This is a genomic window from Pseudomonas sp. (assembly GCF_050739655.1).
In the GTDB taxonomy this organism is placed as follows: domain Bacteria; phylum Pseudomonadota; class Gammaproteobacteria; order Pseudomonadales; family Pseudomonadaceae; genus Aquipseudomonas.
Window position 1 is genome coordinate 1 of sequence record NZ_JBOIBY010000260.1, and the last position, 17,295, is coordinate 17,295.

The 17,295-nt window shown below is 60.2% G+C and carries 13 protein-coding genes; 9 read left to right on the forward strand and 4 right to left on the reverse strand.

The window, feature by feature from the left end:
- Nucleotides 1-299: 299 nt before the first annotated feature.
- The 3 genes from ACRESJ_RS12785 to ACRESJ_RS12795 form a co-directional block, all read right to left on the reverse strand.
- Nucleotides 300-4,406 (reverse strand): molybdopterin-dependent oxidoreductase, encoded by a 4,107-nt coding sequence (locus ACRESJ_RS12785; protein WP_431758204.1) that lies wholly within the window; start codon nt 4,404-4,406, stop codon nt 300-302.
- Between the two features lie 285 nt (nt 4,407-4,691).
- Nucleotides 4,692-5,183, reverse strand: coding sequence for an HIT family protein (locus tag ACRESJ_RS12790; protein ID WP_431758205.1), 492 nt, complete (start codon nt 5,181-5,183; stop codon nt 4,692-4,694).
- Nucleotides 5,184-5,384: 201 nt separating this feature from the next.
- Entirely contained in the window at nt 5,385-6,290 is a 906-nt protein-coding gene (locus tag ACRESJ_RS12795) for a LysR family transcriptional regulator (RefSeq protein WP_431758206.1), read from the reverse strand.
- 148 nt (nt 6,291-6,438) lie between these two features.
- Between ACRESJ_RS12795 and ACRESJ_RS12800 the strand changes: the two genes are divergently transcribed.
- From ACRESJ_RS12800 to ACRESJ_RS12830, 7 genes are all read left to right on the forward strand, one after another.
- Nucleotides 6,439-7,491, forward strand: a complete 1,053-nt coding sequence (locus tag ACRESJ_RS12800) for an agmatine deiminase family protein (protein ID WP_431758207.1) — start codon at nt 6,439-6,441, stop codon at nt 7,489-7,491.
- A gap of 4 nt (nt 7,492-7,495) precedes the next feature.
- Nucleotides 7,496-8,404 (forward strand): N-carbamoylputrescine amidase, encoded by a 909-nt coding sequence (gene aguB / locus ACRESJ_RS12805; protein ID WP_431758208.1) that lies wholly within the window; start codon nt 7,496-7,498, stop codon nt 8,402-8,404.
- A gap of 1 nt (nt 8,405) precedes the next feature.
- On the forward strand, nt 8,406-9,509 hold the full coding sequence (locus tag ACRESJ_RS12810) for an extracellular solute-binding protein (protein ID WP_431758209.1): 1,104 nt from the start codon (nt 8,406-8,408) through the stop codon (nt 9,507-9,509).
- Nucleotides 9,510-9,562: 53 nt separating this feature from the next.
- A complete protein-coding gene (locus ACRESJ_RS12815) occupies nt 9,563-10,684 on the forward strand; it encodes an agmatine deiminase family protein (protein WP_431758210.1) in 1,122 nt (373 codons plus the stop codon).
- Nucleotides 10,685-10,803: 119 nt separating this feature from the next.
- The gene (locus ACRESJ_RS12820) at nt 10,804-11,802 is read left to right on the forward strand and encodes a bile acid:sodium symporter family protein (protein WP_431758211.1); all 999 of its coding nucleotides are present in this window, start codon (nt 10,804-10,806) and stop codon (nt 11,800-11,802) included.
- A 56-nt stretch (nt 11,803-11,858) separates the two neighbouring features.
- Nucleotides 11,859-12,707 (forward strand): ureidoglycolate lyase, encoded by an 849-nt coding sequence (locus tag ACRESJ_RS12825; RefSeq protein ID WP_431758212.1) that lies wholly within the window; start codon nt 11,859-11,861, stop codon nt 12,705-12,707.
- Between the two features lie 170 nt (nt 12,708-12,877).
- Nucleotides 12,878-13,258: a RidA family protein gene (locus tag ACRESJ_RS12830; protein ID WP_431758213.1), complete on the forward strand. Its 381-nt coding sequence runs from the start codon at nt 12,878-12,880 to the stop codon at nt 13,256-13,258.
- A 225-nt stretch (nt 13,259-13,483) separates the two neighbouring features.
- Here ACRESJ_RS12830 and ACRESJ_RS12835 read toward each other — a convergent pair whose 3' ends face one another.
- Complete coding sequence (locus ACRESJ_RS12835; RefSeq protein WP_431758214.1) at nt 13,484-13,942, reverse strand: REP-associated tyrosine transposase; 459 nt, start codon at nt 13,940-13,942, stop codon at nt 13,484-13,486.
- A 252-nt stretch (nt 13,943-14,194) separates the two neighbouring features.
- Between ACRESJ_RS12835 and ACRESJ_RS12840 the strand changes: the two genes are divergently transcribed.
- Together ACRESJ_RS12840 and ACRESJ_RS12845 are read left to right on the forward strand one after the other, a co-directional pair.
- Nucleotides 14,195-16,189, forward strand: coding sequence for a peptidase U32 family protein (locus ACRESJ_RS12840; RefSeq protein ID WP_431758215.1), 1,995 nt, complete (start codon nt 14,195-14,197; stop codon nt 16,187-16,189).
- A gap of 208 nt (nt 16,190-16,397) precedes the next feature.
- Nucleotides 16,398-17,270: a mechanosensitive ion channel family protein gene (locus tag ACRESJ_RS12845; RefSeq protein ID WP_431758216.1), complete on the forward strand. Its 873-nt coding sequence runs from the start codon at nt 16,398-16,400 to the stop codon at nt 17,268-17,270.
- Nucleotides 17,271-17,295 lie beyond the last annotated feature (25 nt).

Below are 17,295 nucleotides of genomic sequence, written 5' to 3' on the forward strand. Positions count from 1 at the left end.
GTCTTACGTCGATCATAAGATCCACGGACACCACAAAACCCTGTGGGAGCGAGGCTTGCCCGCGAAAGCGGTGTGTCAGGCACCATGGATGTTGGATGTGGTGACGTCTTCGCGGGCATGCCCGCTCCCACAGGTGCTTTCGTCGATCACAAGATCCATGGACACCACAAAACCCTGTGGGAGCGTGACTTGCCCGCGAAAGCGTCAGGTCAGTCAGCATCAATGTTGGATGTGCCGGCCTCTTCGCGGGCAAGCCTTGCTCCTACAGTTGGATTGGGTGATTTCAAATCCTGTGTTTGTCAGTAAACATCCCGCAGATAGCGTTTCTGTTCGCTCATCTGCCGCCAATAATCCGCAGCCGACTCCACGCCGAGCCCACCATGTAGTTGTGCCACCTGGCGCAGGGCTTGGTCGACATCCTTGGCCATGTAGCTGGCATCGCCACAGATGTACACCTGCGCGCCTTCCTGCAACCAGCGCCACAGTTCGGCACCTTGTTCGCGAATGCGGTCCTGCACGTAGATTTTCTGCCCCTGATCACGGGAAAACGCCAGGCTCATCCGGGTCAGCAGGCCATCGCGCTCCATCCCCTGCAACTCATCGCGGTAGTAGAAATCGGTCGCGGCATGTTGCTCTCCGAAGAACAACCAGTTGCGGCCCTGATCACCCCGCGCCCGACGCTCTTGCAGGAACCCGCGAAACGGCGCCACGCCTGTGCCGGGGCCGATCATGATCATTGGTACATCGCCATCGGCCGGGGTTCGGAAGTGTTTCGACGGCTGGACGAAAACCGGCACGCTGCCGTCCTGCGCACGGTCGGCGAGAAAGGTCGAAGACACGCCCTTGCGTTTGCCATAGCGCACGGCCGCGACGGTGAGGTGCACTTCGTGCGGGTGGGCCTTGGGGCTGGAAGCGATGGAATACAGGCGCGGTTGCAGACGTTTAAAGGTGCCCAACAATTCGCTGGCCGAGCAGTCGACCGGAAACTCTTGCAGCACGTCCGCCAGTTGCCGACCCCACAGCCAGTCTTTCAATTCCCCCTTGCGCTCACTGCCCAGTAGTTGCTTCAACGCCGGGTTGCTGCTGCGTTCGGCAATGAACGCTAGAGTGTCGTGGCTGGGGCGGGCGATTTCCAGATGCTCGGTCAGGGCGGTGTGCAACGGGACTTCACCGAGTTTGTCGACGTTCACGCAAGCGTCTGCTTTCAACCCGGTCAGTTCGAGCAACTCGTCGACCAGCTCAGGGCAGTTGCGCGGATAGACCCCCAGTGCGTCCCCGGCTTCGTAGTTCAGACCAGAATCTGCCAGATCGAGGGCAAACATCCGGGTTTCCTTGTTGGTGCTCTGGCTGTTGAGGTGCAGGTTGGTCAGCAGTCGTGAGGTGTGAGGATTGGCCTTGCCGGGTGCCTCGACCGGGCTTGGGGTTGCGCTTTGAGTCGGTTCCACGATCATCGATGACGCCGGTTTCAGTGTCTTCAGGAACTCTGCCAGCCAGGTGTCTGCCCGCTCTTCGAATTCGGTATCGCAATCGACCCGTTCAAGCAGGCGGGTGGCGCCCAGTTCATGCAGGCGCAGATCGAGTTGCTTGCCGTGCTGGCAGAACTGGTCGTAGTTGGGATCACCCAACGCCAGCACCGCAAAACGCAGCGACTCCAGGCGCGTTTCGGCGGTGCTCAGGGTGTGCCAGAAACCTTCACCGTTGTCCGGTGGATCGCCATCGCCGAAGGTGCTGCTGATCAGTGCCAGGTTCTGCGTACTGGCCAGTTTGCTGGCCGGAAAATCCGCCATCGCACTTAGCTCCACCGCGATCCCGCCATCACGCAGGCGCGCGGCGAAACGTTCGGCCAGCGCCTCGGCGTTGCCGGTTTGCGAGGCCCACAACAGTGTCACGGCGGGCGTGCAGTCGGACGATATCGCCATCGCGGACGCAGGGCTGCTGTCCAGCTCTACCCGACTGAACAACCCACCCAGCACACCGTCAAGCCAGAGACGCGTTTCCACGGCCAATGGCGCATTCGGTGGCATGACCGGTACGCCACCTGCCTGACGCCCGGCCGGAGATTGCAGGCCACTGATGAAGCCGGCGAGGTAGGTGCGTTCACTGTCATTGAGTTGTGGGGAAGGCAGGCTATGGATGCCCGCGAGATCGGCAAAGGTCTCGATGCTCGACATGGCGAGTTCCTCTTTGGGGCAAACGGGGAGGGGTGCAGTGATAGCGTCGGGCGCTGGCGCTTCGAGAAACTGATGATTGATCAGTTCGACCCGTTGCAGGGCGACCGCACAAAACTTGAACTCAGGCTGCTGCGAGATGGGGTCGACGGCATCGTGGGTGACGGCGTTGATCGCCAGGTTTTCGCCGAACACATCGTTCCAGTGAAACGGAGCAAAACAGTTGCCCTGGCGCACCCGCTCGGTCACCACCGCGGGCAGCACGGCAAGGCCTCGCAATGAACGCACTTGTACAGGATCCTTGTCCTTGATCCCCAGGAGGCGGGCATCTTCGGGATGGATCTCGATGAACGGCCCCGGGTTGAGTTTGTTCAACGTGTCGACCTTGCCCGTCTTGGTCAGGGTGTGCCATTGGTGCTGCAAGCGACCGGTGTTGAGCACGAAGGGAAAGCTGTCGTCCGGCATTTCCGCGGGCGACATGTGCGGGCGGGCGAGGAAGACGCCTTTGCCGTGTTCGGTCGGGAACACGATGGCAGGTTGAGTGCCATCGGCTTCGACCTTGAGTGCCTGGTTCACGCCGTTATTGAGGTAGCGAATCGGGTTGCGCTCGCCGGCGTCGGCGGACGCGCAAGGCCATTGCAACGGCTGTTCGCGAAGACGTACATAGCTGGCGCCACGAATGTCATAACCGGTCTTCGGGTTCCAGGCGCGTTTAATCTCTTCGAACACCTCGCTGGCGTTGCTGTAGGTAAACGCCTCGGCGAAGCCCATTTCGCACGCCACCCTGGCGATGATCTGCCAGTCGGGCAGGGTTTCCCCGGGCGCATCCACGGCTTTTTGCATCAGCGTCAGGTTGCGCTCGGAGTTGATCATCACCCCCTCGGCCTCGGCCCACAGCGCGCCAGGCAAGAGAATGTCGGCGTAGCGATTGGTCTCGGTGTCGAGGAAAGCATCCTGGGTGATCACAAGCTCGGCGGCCTGCAAGCCTTCGATCACTTTGCGACGATCGGGAACGGACGCCACCGGGTTGGTGCAAATGATCCAGCAGGCCTTGATCTGGCCGGCGCTCATTTGTTCGAACATCGCCACGGTACCGCTGCCGGCCAAGCGAGGCAGGCTGTCTTGGGGAATGCTCCACAAATCCTCGATAAATGCCCGATCCGCTTCGACCAGCACCGAACGCTGACCAGGCAGGCCAGGGCCCATGTAGCCCATCTCGCGGCCGCCCATGGCGTTCGGTTGGCCGGTCAGGGAAAACGGCCCGCTGCCCGGCCGGCAGATCGCACCGGTGGCCAGGTGCAGGTTGCACAGGGCGTTGGTGTTCCAGGTGCCGTGGGTGCTTTGGTTCAGGCCCATGGTCCAGCAGCTCATCCACTCGGCAGCCTCGCCGATCCATTGTGCGGCCTGGCGAATGTCGGCCTCGGGCAGGCCGGTGATCTGTGCGACCTTGGCGGGCGGATAGTCTTCGAGAAAACCCGGCATGGCTTCCCAGCCTTGGGTGAAGGCGGCGATGAAGGCCGGGTCGGTGTGGCCGTTTTTCACCAGCAGGTGCAACAGGCCATTGAGCAAGGCCAGGTCGGTGCCGGGTTTAATGGGCAGGAACAGATCGGCCTTGTCCGCTGTGGCGCTACGCCGGGGATCGACCACGATCAGCTTCGCGCCGGCCTTGACCCGGTCCATCATGCGCAGGAACAGGATCGGATGACAGTCGGCCATGTTGGCGCCGATCACGAAAAACAGGTTGGAGCGATCAAAGTCCTGATAGGAGCCCGGTGGCCCGTCAGCCCCGAGGGAAAGCTTGTAGCCGCTGCTGGCGCTGGCCATGCACAGGCGCGAATTGGACTCGATGTTGTGGGTGCGCACAAAACCTTTGGCAAGTTTGTTGATCAGGTACTGGGCCTCAAGGGACATTTGCCCCGACACATAGAACGACAACGCGTCGGGACCGTGGCTATCGAGGATGTTGCGCAGGCGGGCGGCCGTTTCGCTGATGGCCGTGTCCATCGCCACCCGCACCGGGTCGCGACTGCGTTCCTGGCGCAGAAAGGCATTCTCCATCCGGCCCGAGTCGGCAATCGCCTTGCCGCAGGTGGTGCCTTTGGTGCAGAGCCGGCCGAAGTTGGCCGGGTGAGTCTTGTCACCCGTGACCTTGACGACCCGGTTGTCTTCGACCTGCATGACGATGCCGCAGCCCACGCCACAATAGGGACACACGCTACGTACGGTTTTGTTAGCCATCCTCGCCCCTCGAATCTCTGCCGGCATCTGACCGGTCCAGAAACGCAAAAGGCGCCATGCGGCCCTCCGTCATGAAACGGGGGCTACACGGCGCCTTTGTCGTATAGGTGCAATCAGCGTTGACTGCGATTCAGGTACTTAGCAAACAGCGCGCCAGAATGGCTCGGGGCGCGCTGGATCGGGGCTTCAGGCCAGAAGGGTGACTGATCAGTCGCATCCTTCATGCACTTTTATATGGCGATGTCTGGAAGGATGCACCAGCCGAAGGCGAACAGCTTGGGTTGTTCACGCTTGCCGTTGGAATGACAGGCGCAGGCGCGCGATGATCTGCTCGACGGATGGACCCTGGATGCTCGGTGGCTCAAGGCTTTCACCAAATTCGCGCCAGATGAACAGTGTCATCTCGGCGCCATCGGTCATTGAGAGAAGGTTGGCGCCGGCACCGAAATTCTTCAGCAGCCTGTAGCGATCGTCCTGCCAGAACAGCTCCTCGACCCAGTGGTAAACCGGAATGTAGTGGAAATGGATCGGGAAGCCCGGGTCATGGCCAAACCGGCTGATATAGAGCCACTTGGGCTGCAGGGTTGATTGCAGGACTTTTTGCACCTTTGCGAGTAGCGGGCCCATTTCGGCCAGTGCCTCGTCGGGCAGTTCGGCCAGTGAACTGGCGCAGTGTCGCGTCCCCAGCACCAGGTAGCCAGGGAGCTTCGACGACATGTGATGATTGATTATCCAGTGTGCCGTTTCATGGATGATGAAATGTGGAGCGATGTCCATGTATGGATATCCGTTGTCGAAGCAGGCAGTAGGAACAGGGTCGTGATACGCATTTGCTAAAACCGATTCTAGATCCGGCTGTGCAAAGTGCGACACGCTTTTTTTTGAAAAGAATGACTCATTGTTCTGGCAGTGGCGGTGCAGATTTCGGGCGGCAGGAATTTATGGACAAAATTCGACCCTGACCACCAGACAAGCGTGTTATGGATTAACCCCAAGGTATAAAGCACGATCCGGGCCCGACATGGCCTGGCTTTCGCTTTCCAGATTGCGCAGCAGCCACTCACTGAAGCTTCGCGCATTGGACTCACTGTCGCGATGGGTCAGCATGGCCCAGTTCGGCCCGCGAATGGTTTGCTCCACCAAGGGTTGCAACAAGCCGTTGGCACGTGCCTGTCGACTCAATAGCTGGCTGACCAGCGCAATGCCCAGCCCCGCACACGCGGCGTCCAGCAGCAAGCCGGGATCGGAGAAGTTCAGGCCTTGATCCTGCTGGCCGACGTCGATGGCAGTCTCCACCGCCCAATGACTCCAGTCCATTTCCCGCTCGCCGTGCAGGGTGGTGCGCCGTTCCTGTGGCTTTGCCATCACGCTCGGGTGGCAGGCCGGGTAGAGGCGGTCAGCGTGCAGCACCTTGAAGCTGCATTCAGCTTGGGAACTGATGTCATCGCGCACTGCGATATCGATGGTTTGGGTGGTCATGTCCGGGACTTCATCGGTGCTGAAAATCCACAGGTCGACCTCCGGATGCTGCTCGCGAAAATCCCCCAATCGCGGCAGCAACCAGTGCCGGGCGAATGCCGGGGTGGTGTTGAGCACCAGTTGATTGGGTTTCTGATACTGCCCTAGGCGACGAATGCCCACGGCCAGTTGCTGCAACATCGCCTGGGTGGTGCTGAGCAGGTCGTGGCCGGCATCGGTCAGGCTGACGCTGCGCCCGCTGCGAAAGAACAGCGGCTGTTCAAGGTAAGCCTCCAGGCTGCGGATCTGCTGGCTGATGGCCGACTGGGTGAGGTGCAGTTCATCGGCCGCCTTGTGGAAACTGCCCAGGCGGGCAGCGGCTTCAAAGCCTCGCAGCGTGCTCAGTGGTGGCCAGTGCTTGAGCATATCGATAAGTTCCTCTAATCAGTTTTCTGCAAAATCCATCGTTTGTTCGCCAGTTTTTACAGCCGTAGCATGCATGACAAGCCGACAGGGCAGTTTTTCATTGAACACAATGGCTTAACTATAAGGCCGATTTGACGTGGAGAGCATCATGCAGCACAACGCAATTCAAAACACCGGTTGGATGATGCCCGCGGAGTGGGCCCGGCATGCGGCGACCTGGATGGTCTGGCCACACAACCAGGCACTTTGGGAGTCGGGCTGGGGTGTCACGCTGCCGCTGGTGCAACAGGATTTCGCTCGTGTGGCCAACGCCATTGCGCGCTTCGAACCGGTGAAAATGGTCGTCGATCCGTCGGCGGTCGCCAGTGCCAAAGCCTTGTGCGGCGCCAACATCGAACTGATCGAGTTGCCGGTCAACGACAGCTGGTGCCGCGACTCCGGCCCAAGTTTCGTCGTCCACCCGCAACAAGGCCTGGCCGGGGTGAGCTGGCGCTTCAACGCATGGGGCGGCAAGTCAGCCCATGAACTGGACGAAGGCCTGGCGCGTCGTGCCCTCAATCACCTTGGCCTGCCTTGCTTTGGCACGCCTTTGAGCAACGAAGGCGGGGCCATTCATGTCGATGGCGAAGGCACGCTGATCACCACCGAATCGGTCTTGCTCAACCCCAATCGCAACCCGGGCGTGACCAAGGCCGAAATGGAGGAGATTTTTGCACGTTTGCTCGGCGTGAAGAAAACCATCTGGCTGCCGGGTGATCCGGACTATGTCACCGGCGACATGACCGACGGCCACGTCGATGGCGTGTGTGCGTTCGCGCGTCCTGGCGTGTTGCTGGTGGATGCCACCCACGACCGTCAATCGGTTTACGCCGAAGTGGCCCGTGAGAACCGCCGTGCCCTGGAGTTGGCCACCGATGCGCAAGGTCGCCAGTTCGAGCTGATCGAGCTGTATGAAGCCAGCGATGCCGTGGACACCGAGGCTGAAGTGTTCTGTGCCTCGTACACCAATTTCTACATCGCCAATGGCGCGATCATCATGCCGGCCTATGGCATCGATGCCGACCACATCGCGGCGCAAACATTGGCGCAGGCATTCCCCGGGCGCGAGATCGTGCCGGTGCGCATCAATCATCTGGCCCATGGCGGTGGCGGTGTGCATTGCATCACCCAGCAACAGCCGGCCTGGCCAGTGGAGGGTTGATGTCATGACCCTGTTGACGATTGCTACCACCCAAATGCCCTGCACCTGGGATTTGCAACACAACCTCGATCAGGCCGAGCAACTGGTGCGCGAAGCGGCGGCCAAGGGCGCCCAGGTCATCCTGTTGCAGGAACTGTTTGCCACACCGTATTTCTGCATCGAGCAGAATCACAAACACCTGGCGCTGGCCGAAGCGTATAGCGAAAGCCGCGTCCTCCAGCGCTTTTCCACACTGGCCCGGGAGTTGGGTGTGGTGCTGCCGTTGAGCTGGTTTGAGAAGGCCGGCAATGCGTACTTCAATTCATTGAGCGTGGCTGATGCCGATGGACGCTTGCTGGGCGTGTACCGCAAAACCCACATTCCCAATGCCATTGGTTATCAGGAGAAGGAATATTTCAGCCCCGGCGACACCGGATTCCGCGTCTGGGACACGGCGTTCGGGCGCATCGGCGTGGGCATCTGCTGGGATCAGTGGTTCCCTGAAACCGCACGTTGCCTGGCGCTGATGGGCGCAGAAGTCTTGCTGTTTCCTACCGCGATCGGCTCTGAACCGGGCTGCGCCACCCTGGACTCGCGCGACCACTGGCAAATGACCATGCGCGGCCATGCGGCGGCCAACATTCTGCCGGTGGTGGCGTCCAATCGCGTCGGTCGGGAAGCCGCAACCACCGATCCGACGTTGCAGATGAACTTCTACGGCTCGTCCTTTATCTGCAACCACAAGGGCAAATTGCTTGCCGAGGCCGACCGCGACAGCACCGGCGTGCTGGTGCATAGCCTGGACCTGGCGGCGATGAGCGAGGAACGCTTGAGCTGGGGCATCTACCGCGACCGCCGTCCGGAAATGTACGGCCCACTGTTGAGCCAGGACGGTCGCCGCATCAACTCACGCTGGAACGCTCAAGGAGTTTGATATGCACGTTTCCCACAAACGCTTGCTGGCAGCCCTGGGTTTTTCACTGTGTTGCGCCATGCCATCGCTGCACGCCGAAGAGAAAACCCTGCGGCTGTACAACTGGGCCGACTATTTTGCCGAAGACACCCTGAGCCGCTTCACCGCCGAAACCGGGATCAAGGTGATCTACGACGTCATGGATGGCAGCGAAACCCTGGAAGCCAAGATGCTCGCTGGCGGCAGCGGCTATGACCTGATCTTCCCCGGCGACACCGTGGCCGAACGCTTGATGCGTGCCGGCAGCCTGATGCCCCTGGACAGCTCGAAACTCACGGAGTTGGCCGACGTTGAGCCCGGCCTGCAAAAACTGCGCAAGCAATATGAGCACTCCAGCCCGGCCACCGTCCCGTACACCTGGGGCACCATCGGCCTGACCTACAACGCCGAGCAGATCAAACAGCGTATGCCCGATGCCCCGGTCAACAGCCTGGACCTGCTGTTGAAGCCGGAACTGGCCGCGAAGTTTGCCGATTGCGGCATCTCGATCATCGATTCGCCGGACGAAGCGCTGGCGGTGGTGCTCAACTACCTCGGTCGTGATCCGCGCAGTGGCAAGCCGGAAGACCTGAAGGCGGCGAGCGAGTTGCTGGCAAAAGTGCGACCGTACATTCGCAAATTCCAGTCGCAGCCCGTCACCGATCTGGTCAATGGCAACCTGTGCCTTTCCCTGGGCTACAGCGGCGACATGACCCAGGCGCAACGCACGTCGGATTCGGCCGGCAAGAAGACCTCCTTTCAGTACCGCATTCCTCGCGAAGGCACGACGGTGTGGATGGACACCATGGCGATTCCGGTCGACGCCAAACATCCGGAATACGCCTACGCCTTCATTAACTTCGTGATGCGCCCGCAGAACATGGCAGCCATCAGCAATTTCACCGGTTACCCGACCTCCAATGCCAAGGCGCGGCCGAGCGTCGATGCCGCCATGCGCGACAATCCGGACATCTACATAAATGAAGCCACCTATGCTCGGTTGATCCCGGGCAAGGACATTCCACAGGCTGACATGCGCGCCCGCATGCGCACCTGGACCAAGTTCAAGACGGCCACAAGCCAATGATGACGGGCCGGCGCACAACGCCGGCCTTTGCCCCAATTTCAGGAAACAGACACATGTCAACGCGTCGCGAGTTCATCAAACAGGTATCGGTTGCCGCCGGTGTGACAGCAGCCTTCATGGGCCTTGGCCTGAGCCCCGCCAGCGTGCTGGCGGCCAGCCAGGGCCACTTGTACATGCCGGATGAAGGTGACAAGCATCAACAGGCCTTCATCGCCTTTGGTGCGCAGGACGCCATCTGGGAGGACTTCACCCCGGACGTGCAAGCGGCCCTTGGCCGGATCGCGCGGACCATTGCCGACTATGAGCCGCTGACCGTGTTCTGTCGCAAGAGCGAACGGGATCTGGCCGAAGAGCATTGCGGTACGAAGAATGTCACCTACGTCATCACCGAGTTGGACGACATCTGGATGCGTGACATCGGCGCCAATTTCGTTGTCGATGGCAAGGGCGATCTCGGTGCAGTGGATTTCAACTTCAACGGCTGGGGCAACAAACAGCGACACAGCAAGGATGCAAAAGTGGCCGCGCTGGTGGCCGAGACCGAGGAAGCCCGTTACCAGCGCAGCGACCTGGTGGGCGAGGGCGGGGGCATCGAGGTGGATGGTCATGGCACCGGGATCATGACCGAGAGCAGCTGGATCAATAAAAACCGCAACCCCGACTGGAGCAAGGCCGACGTCGAAGAAGAACTAAAAGCCCGCCTGGGCCTGCGCAAAATCATCTGGCTGCCAGGCATCAAGGGCAAGGACATCACCGATGCCCACGTCGACTTCTATGCGCGTTTCGTCAAGCCAGGCGTCGTGGTCGCCAACCTCGACAACGACCCCGAATCCTACGATTACAAGGTCACCCGCGCTCATCTGGATATCTTGAAAAACGCCACCGACGCCGATGGCCGCAAGTTGCAGATCCACACAGTGTCGCCCCCGCTCAAACCGCGGCAGAACAAATTCAGCCGAAACAATCCGGATTTTGCTGCCGGCTACATCAATTACTTTGTGATCAACGGAGCGATCATCGCCCCCGAGTTTGGTGACCGCGCCGCCGATACCCGAGCCTTTGATCTGCTGTCCAGGCTCTATCCGGACCGCGAAGTGGTGCAGCTCAACATCGACGCGATCTCTGCCGGTGGTGGCGGCATTCACTGTGTGACCAGTCACCAGCCGTTGGTTTGACGCGGGCGAGCCCGCAGATTTGTCCGTTTGGCGACAGATGCTGGCTTATTAGCGTTAGTCGGTAATTGGCGGGAGGAGTAGAGTCGAGACCTCGTTCCTGGACAACCCGGATGATCCCGATGACCCGCCCGCGCTTTTTACCTGACAACTTCACTCTGACCCTGATTGGTGTGGTCGTTCTCGCCAGTTTGCTGCCGGCCAGCGGTCAGGTCGCGGTCGGCTTTGGCTGGTTGACCAACCTCGCCATTGCCCTCCTGTTTTTTCTGCATGGCGCCAAGCTGTCACGGGAATCGATCATCGCCGGGGCCGGCCACTGGCGCCTGCATCTTCTGGTGTTCGGCCTGACCTTTGTCCTGTTTCCCTTGCTTGGCCTGGCGCTCAAGCCATTCCTGTCGCCCTTGATCGGTGACAACCTCTACATGGGCATGCTTTACCTGTGCGCGCTGCCCGCCACGGTGCAGTCGGCAATTGCCTTTACCTCTTTGGCGCGAGGCAATATTCCGGCGGCGATTTGCAGCGCGGCGGCGTCCAGCCTGTTCGGGATCTTTCTGACACCGTTGCTGGTGACGTTGCTGCTGGACGCCCACGGCGATGGCGGCTCGACGCTCGATGCGATCATCAAAATCAGCGTGCAACTGTTGCTGCCGTTCATCGCCGGGCAGATCGCCCGCCGCTGGATCGGTGCCTGGGTGGCGCGCAACAAGAGTTGGCTGAAGTTCGTTGACCAGGGCTCGATCCTGCTGGTGGTCTACGGTGCATTCAGCGAAGCGGTGATCGAGGGCATCTGGCATCAGATCCCGGTGCTCGACCTGGTTGGGCTGGTGGTGGCCTGCTGTGTGTTGCTCGGGCTGGTACTGGTGGCCTCCACCGTGCTGGGCAAAGCCTTTGGCTTCAATCAGGAAGACCGCATCACCATCCTCTTCTGCGGCTCGAAGAAAAGCCTGGCCACCGGCGTGCCGATGGCCCAGGTCCTGTTCGCCGGCAGCACCATCGGCTTGCTGATCCTGCCATTGATGCTGTTCCATCAGATTCAACTGATGGTCTGCGCCGTACTCGCACAGCGCTACGCCAATCGCCCTGAATCGGTGGCCGAATTGATGGGGCAGGTGGATCCTTGAGCGGCATGAGCATCTGAAACGGGCTTTTGTCATTTTGGTTTGAGCAGGAGAACCCCATGAAACTGTTGCGTTATGGCGAGAAAGGCTCGGAAAAACCGGGTCTGCTGGATGCGGATAATCAGGTCCGTGACCTCTCGGGTCATGTCGAGGATATCGCCGGGCAGGTCTTGAGCCCGACGGGCCTGGCGGCTCTTGCCGTCATTGACCCGGCCAGCCTGCCGATCGTAGCGGGCCATCCGCGGATCGGCGCCTGTGTTGGGCAGGTGGGCAAATTCATCTGCATTGGTTTGAACTACGCCGACCATGCCGCCGAGTCGGGGATGGAGGTGCCGAAGGAGCCGATCATCTTCAACAAATGGACCAGTGCCGTTTGCGGCCCGAACGACAACATCGAGATTCCACGGGGTTCACACAAGACCGATTGGGAAGTGGAGCTGGGCGTAGTCATCGGCAAAGGCGGGCGCTACATCGATGAAGCCAACGCCATGGAGCACGTGGCGGGTTATTGCGTGATCAACGATGTGTCGGAGCGCGAGTGGCAATTGGAGCGCGGCGGCACCTGGGACAAGGGCAAAGGTTTCGATACCTTCGGTCCGCTGGGGCCTTGGCTGGTGACGCGGGATGAAATTGCCGATCCCCATGCACTGGACTTGTGGCTTGAGGTCGACGGGCATCGTTACCAGCAAGGCAATACGCGCACACTGATTTTCAATGTGCCGCAACTGATTGCCTACCTCAGCCGTTGCATGAGCCTGCAGCCGGGCGATGTGATTTCTACCGGCACGCCACCGGGCGTCGGGCTTGGCATCAAGCCCGAGCCGGTGTTCCTGCGCCCGGGGCAGACCATGCGCCTGGGCATCGCCGGGCTCGGTGAGCAGCATCAGGTGACCGTGCAGGCAGATTGAGGTGGGGGATGTTTGCCTCCTTGCGTTACGGGGGGGATTGAGGCAAATAACCAACGGTTCGTCCATGAGGCTGTAAACTTGCCGGGCAACAGGCGTTGATTCATTGAATGCCCGGCAGGTCGGTCATCCCTGCATGACCGGCTCATCACAACCTCAAGCAAGAGATCCCCATGGCAAACCAAGACATCACGTTCACTCCCGATCCCGATGCGGACTCCATCTCTTCCGACGTCGCCGGTTTCGGTGGCCTGCTGGTCTCCACCCAGATTCCAACCCGCGCCGACGGCAATCTGGAGCTGGGCGACATCACCCTGCAAAGCGAGTGCACGTTGCAGGCGCTCAAGGTTGCGCTGGAACGTGCCGGCAGCTCCATGGACCGGGTGTTGCACCTGACCATCTACCTCACCGACATGACTGATCGTGCCGCGTTCAACGAGGTCTACAAACGCTACTTCGCCAAACCATGGCCGGTGCGCGCCGCCGTTGGCGTGGCGTCGCTTGCGGTCGAAGGCATGCGCGTGGAAGTCACGGCGATGGCCGCCAAGGCTTAAGCGCTGCGAGCTCCCACAGTGGTCATGGGTCGTGCGATCAACCGAAAACCCTGTAGGAGTTAGCCTGCTAGCGATGACGGCGGCAAATTCGACATCTGCTTTGAAGGTGAAGGCCCTATCGCTAGCAGGCTCCCACAGTGGTTATTGGTCGGCTACAGAATCTACGATCAACCGAAGAGAGTGTGGGAGCTAGCCTGCTAGCGATGCTGACGACTCGGTTTCAGCTCAAACCCAAATGGCATCCCACAGCGGATAATCGCCAAGTTTCTCCACCAGTCCAGCCCGCAATGGGTTGGCGACCACATATCGCGCCATCTTCACCAAATCCTCTTCTCTGCGCAGTGCTCGATCATGGAAGCCTTTTTGCCAAAGAGTGATCTTGCGGCCAGTAACCTGATTCACTGCCTTGGTGCTCAATGACTTGGTCTTTTGCATCAAGTCACCCAACGATCCCCGCTGCAATTCGACCAGCCAATGGAAATGATCGGGCATAACGACCCATGCCAGTGAATTGGCCATGCCTTGATCTTGTGCATGTCGGAACTGTTCTACGACCAGGCGACCCAGCACGAAACTCTCGAACACTGGTTCTCGCCCAAGGGTGTTGGTGGTCAACAGGTAAATTCGGTTGTGTTCGCCATACCGGCCAGTGCGCAAGCGATGTGAAGCTGGTAAATCAGGCATTCCTTCGCCTCTCGTTCATGATCAACACATGACAAGGCTAGACCTTTGTTTGTCTGACTAAGGTGCAGACGTTTAGCTGGATGTGTCTTATAGAAAGCTATCGCTAGCAGGCTAGCTCCCACAGTGGTTATTGGTCGGCTACAGAATCTGCGATCAACCGTAGAGTCACCATCGGGCAGCCTACGGGTGCCGGTCGGGCGTTTCGCCGGTACAATGCGCGCCTCGACCGTGACAGCCTGACTAAAAAATATTATGTCCCTGCCCAAACATCATCTCGAATTGCTCAGCCCCGCCCGCGATGTAGCCATCGCACGCGAGGCCATTTTGCATGGCGCCGACGCCGTGTACATCGGTGGCCCGAGTTTCGGCGCCCGCCACAATGCCTGCAATGAAGTGACCGAGATTGCCCAGCTCGTGGAATTCGCCCGTCGCTATCACGCCCGGGTGTTCACCACCATCAATACCATCCTGCACGACAACGAGCTGGAGCCAGCCCGCAAGCTGATCCATCAATTGCACGACGCCGGTGTCGACGCGCTGATCGTCCAGGACCTGGGCGTGATGGAACTGGACATCCCGCCCATCGAACTGCACGCCAGCACCCAGACTGACATCCGCACCCTGGCGCGGGCCAAGTTCCTTGATCAGGCCGGCTTCTCGCAACTGGTTCTGGCCCGCGAGCTGAACCTGCAGGAGATCCGCGCCATCGCCGACGAGACTGACGCGGCAATCGAGTTCTTCATTCACGGCGCGCTGTGCGTGGCGTTCTCTGGCCAGTGCAACATCTCCCACGCGCAGAACGGCCGCAGCGCCAACCGTGGCGATTGCTCCCAGGCATGCCGTTTGCCGTACACCCTCAAAGACGATCAGGGCCGGGTAGTGGCTTTCGAGAAACACCTGCTGTCGATGAAGGACAACAACCAGAGCGCCAACATCCGCGCCTTGGTCGAAGCCGGCGTACGTTCGTTCAAGATCGAAGGGCGCTACAAGGACATGGGCTATGTGAAGAACATCACGTCCTACTACCGCCAGCGCCTCGACGACGTGCTCGAAGATCGGCCGGACCTTGCCCGTGCTTCCAGCGGCCGTACCGTGCATTTCTTCCTGCCCGACCCGGAGAAGACCTTTCATCGCGGCAGCACCGACTACTTCGTCACCGATCGCAAGGTCGATATCGGCGCCTTCGATTCGCCGACGTTCACCGGCGTGCCGGTGGGTGTGGTGGAAAAGGTCGGCAAACGCGACATGCAGGTTGTGACCCATGAGCCACTGTCCAACGGCGATGGTCTCAACGTGCTGGTCAAACGTGAAGTGGTAGGTTTCCGCGCCAACATCGCCGAACCCAAGGGCGAGTTCGACGAAGAAGGCGAAAAGCGTTATCGCTACCGCGTCGAGCCGAACGAAATGCCTAAAGGGCTTCAGCTGCGCCCGAATCACCCGCTGAGCCGCAACCTGGACCACAACTGGCAGCAAGCGCTGCTCAAAACCTCGTCAGAGCGCCGTGTTGGCCTGTCCTGGGTGGCTCGCCTGCGCGAGGAACGCCTGGAACTGAACGCAACCAGCGAGGAGGGCATTAGCGCCAGTGTTGTCCTGGACGGTCCGTTCGGTGTGGCCAACAAGCCGGAGCAGGCCCTTGAGCAACTGCACGACTTGCTCGGTCAACTGGGCACCACCCATTACCACGCCACGGACATCAAGCTGGATGCGCCACAGGCGTATTTCATCCCCAATTCGCAGCTCAAGGCCTTGCGCCGTGAAGTCATCGAAGCGCTGGACGCGGCCCGTATCAAGGCGCATCCACGGGGCAGCCGCAAGGCCGAGACCAATCCGCCACCGGTGTACCCGGAGTCGCATCTGTCATTCCTGGCCAACGTCTATAACCAGAAGGCCCGTGACTTCTATCACCGTCACGGGGTCAAGCTGATCGACGCGGCGTACGAGGCGCACGAGGAAACCGGCGAGGTGCCGGTGATGATTACCAAGCATTGCCTGCGTTTCTCCTTCAACCTGTGCCCCAAGCAGGCCAAGGGTGTGACCGGCGTTCGTACCAAGGTTGCGCCGATGCAACTGGTGCACGGTGATGAAGTGCTGACCCTGAAGTTCGATTGCAAGCCCTGCGAGATGCACGTGATCGGCAAGATGAAGGGCCACATCCTCGATTTGCCGCAACCGGGCAGTGTTCAGCCGGTCGTTGGCCACATCAGCCCCGAAGACCTGCTCAAGACAATCCCCCGCGCCCCGCACTAACGACGCAGGACCTGTAGGACCTGTAGGACCTGTAGGACCTGTAGGAGCTGTCGAGTGCAACGAGGCTGCGATCTTTTGAACGTCAAAAGATCGCAGCCTGCGGCAGCTCCTACAGTAAGTGCACGTTCGCTTCGCAACACCGTCCGACTGGCGGCCCGCCAAGGCTGTGCTAGCGTCTTGAGGTCATCCCTCATTTGCGAGCTCTGCCATGGACGAGACCATCGTTAATGTAACCACCGAAAAGTTCAATGCACTCATTGCTATGGTGCAAGCCTACGGTGTCGCCTTTGCGGTCAAGGTGCTGACCGCCATCGCCTTCTGGATCGTCGGGCGCTGGCTGATCGGTTTTGCCGTCGGCATGGTGCAAAAAGCCCTCGGCAAGCAGAAAGTCGACCCAACCGTACTGCGTTATGTCGGCTCGGCCATCACCGTGACGCTGAACATCATTCTGGTGATCGCGATTCTCGGGTACCTGGGCATGCAGACCACCACTTTCGCGGCGCTGCTCGCGGCGGTCGGCCTGGCAATCGGCATGGCCTGGTCGGGGCTGCTGGCCAATCTGGCGGCTGGTGCCTTCATCATTGTCCTGCGGCCGTTCAAGGTCGGCGACTTCATCTGCGCTGGCGGAGTCACCGGTACGGTCACCGAAATCGGTCTGTTCGCCACGGCGATCAATACGCCTGACAACGTGCTCACCCTGGTCGGCAACAACAAGATCTTCAGCGACAACATTCAGAACTTCACCCACAACCCGTTCCGTCGGGTCGAACTCAAGGCGCAGTTGTCGGGTGCGGCCGACTGGAAAGCGGCGGCGGCCTTGCTGAAGGAGCGCGTCGCGGCGATTCCAAACGTAATGGCCACGCCGGCGGTAGACGTGGAGATTCTTGAGTTCAACCTGGTCGGACCGGTCCTCGCTGTGCGTCCGTATTGCCACAACGAGCACTATTGGCAGGTGTATTTCGACACCAATCGCATCATCAAGGATGCCTTGGGGGAAGCCGGTTTCCCGGCCCCGATGCCAGCGCAGACGGTGATTTTCCAACAGGGTGCCGCGTTGCCGGGGGCAATGACGAAGGAGTGAGCGGCAGCCTCACGCCGCCGCGGAT

What these genes read in the sequence shown, in the direction of transcription:
- ACRESJ_RS12840 (WP_431758215.1), top strand. Translation starts at nt 14,195, where the DNA reads ATGTCCCTGCCCAAACATCATCTCGAATTGCTCAGCCCCGCCCGCGAT.
- ACRESJ_RS12830 (WP_431758213.1), top strand. Translation starts at nt 12,878, where the DNA reads ATGGCAAACCAAGACATCACGTTCACTCCCGATCCCGATGCGGACTCC.
- aguB (WP_431758208.1), top strand. Translation starts at nt 7,496, where the DNA reads ATGACCCTGTTGACGATTGCTACCACCCAAATGCCCTGCACCTGGGAT.
- ACRESJ_RS12835 (WP_431758214.1), bottom strand. Translation starts at nt 13,942, where the DNA reads ATGCCTGATTTACCAGCTTCACATCGCTTGCGCACTGGCCGGTATGGC.
- ACRESJ_RS12815 (WP_431758210.1), top strand. Translation starts at nt 9,563, where the DNA reads ATGTCAACGCGTCGCGAGTTCATCAAACAGGTATCGGTTGCCGCCGGT.
- ACRESJ_RS12795 (WP_431758206.1), bottom strand. Translation starts at nt 6,290, where the DNA reads ATGCTCAAGCACTGGCCACCACTGAGCACGCTGCGAGGCTTTGAAGCC.
- ACRESJ_RS12825 (WP_431758212.1), top strand. Translation starts at nt 11,859, where the DNA reads ATGAAACTGTTGCGTTATGGCGAGAAAGGCTCGGAAAAACCGGGTCTG.
- ACRESJ_RS12790 (WP_431758205.1), bottom strand. Translation starts at nt 5,183, where the DNA reads ATGGACATCGCTCCACATTTCATCATCCATGAAACGGCACACTGGATA.
- ACRESJ_RS12800 (WP_431758207.1), top strand. Translation starts at nt 6,439, where the DNA reads ATGCAGCACAACGCAATTCAAAACACCGGTTGGATGATGCCCGCGGAG.
- ACRESJ_RS12845 (WP_431758216.1), top strand. Translation starts at nt 16,398, where the DNA reads ATGGACGAGACCATCGTTAATGTAACCACCGAAAAGTTCAATGCACTC.
- ACRESJ_RS12810 (WP_431758209.1), top strand. Translation starts at nt 8,406, where the DNA reads ATGCACGTTTCCCACAAACGCTTGCTGGCAGCCCTGGGTTTTTCACTG.
- ACRESJ_RS12820 (WP_431758211.1), top strand. Translation starts at nt 10,804, where the DNA reads ATGACCCGCCCGCGCTTTTTACCTGACAACTTCACTCTGACCCTGATT.
- ACRESJ_RS12785 (WP_431758204.1), bottom strand. Translation starts at nt 4,406, where the DNA reads ATGGCTAACAAAACCGTACGTAGCGTGTGTCCCTATTGTGGCGTGGGC.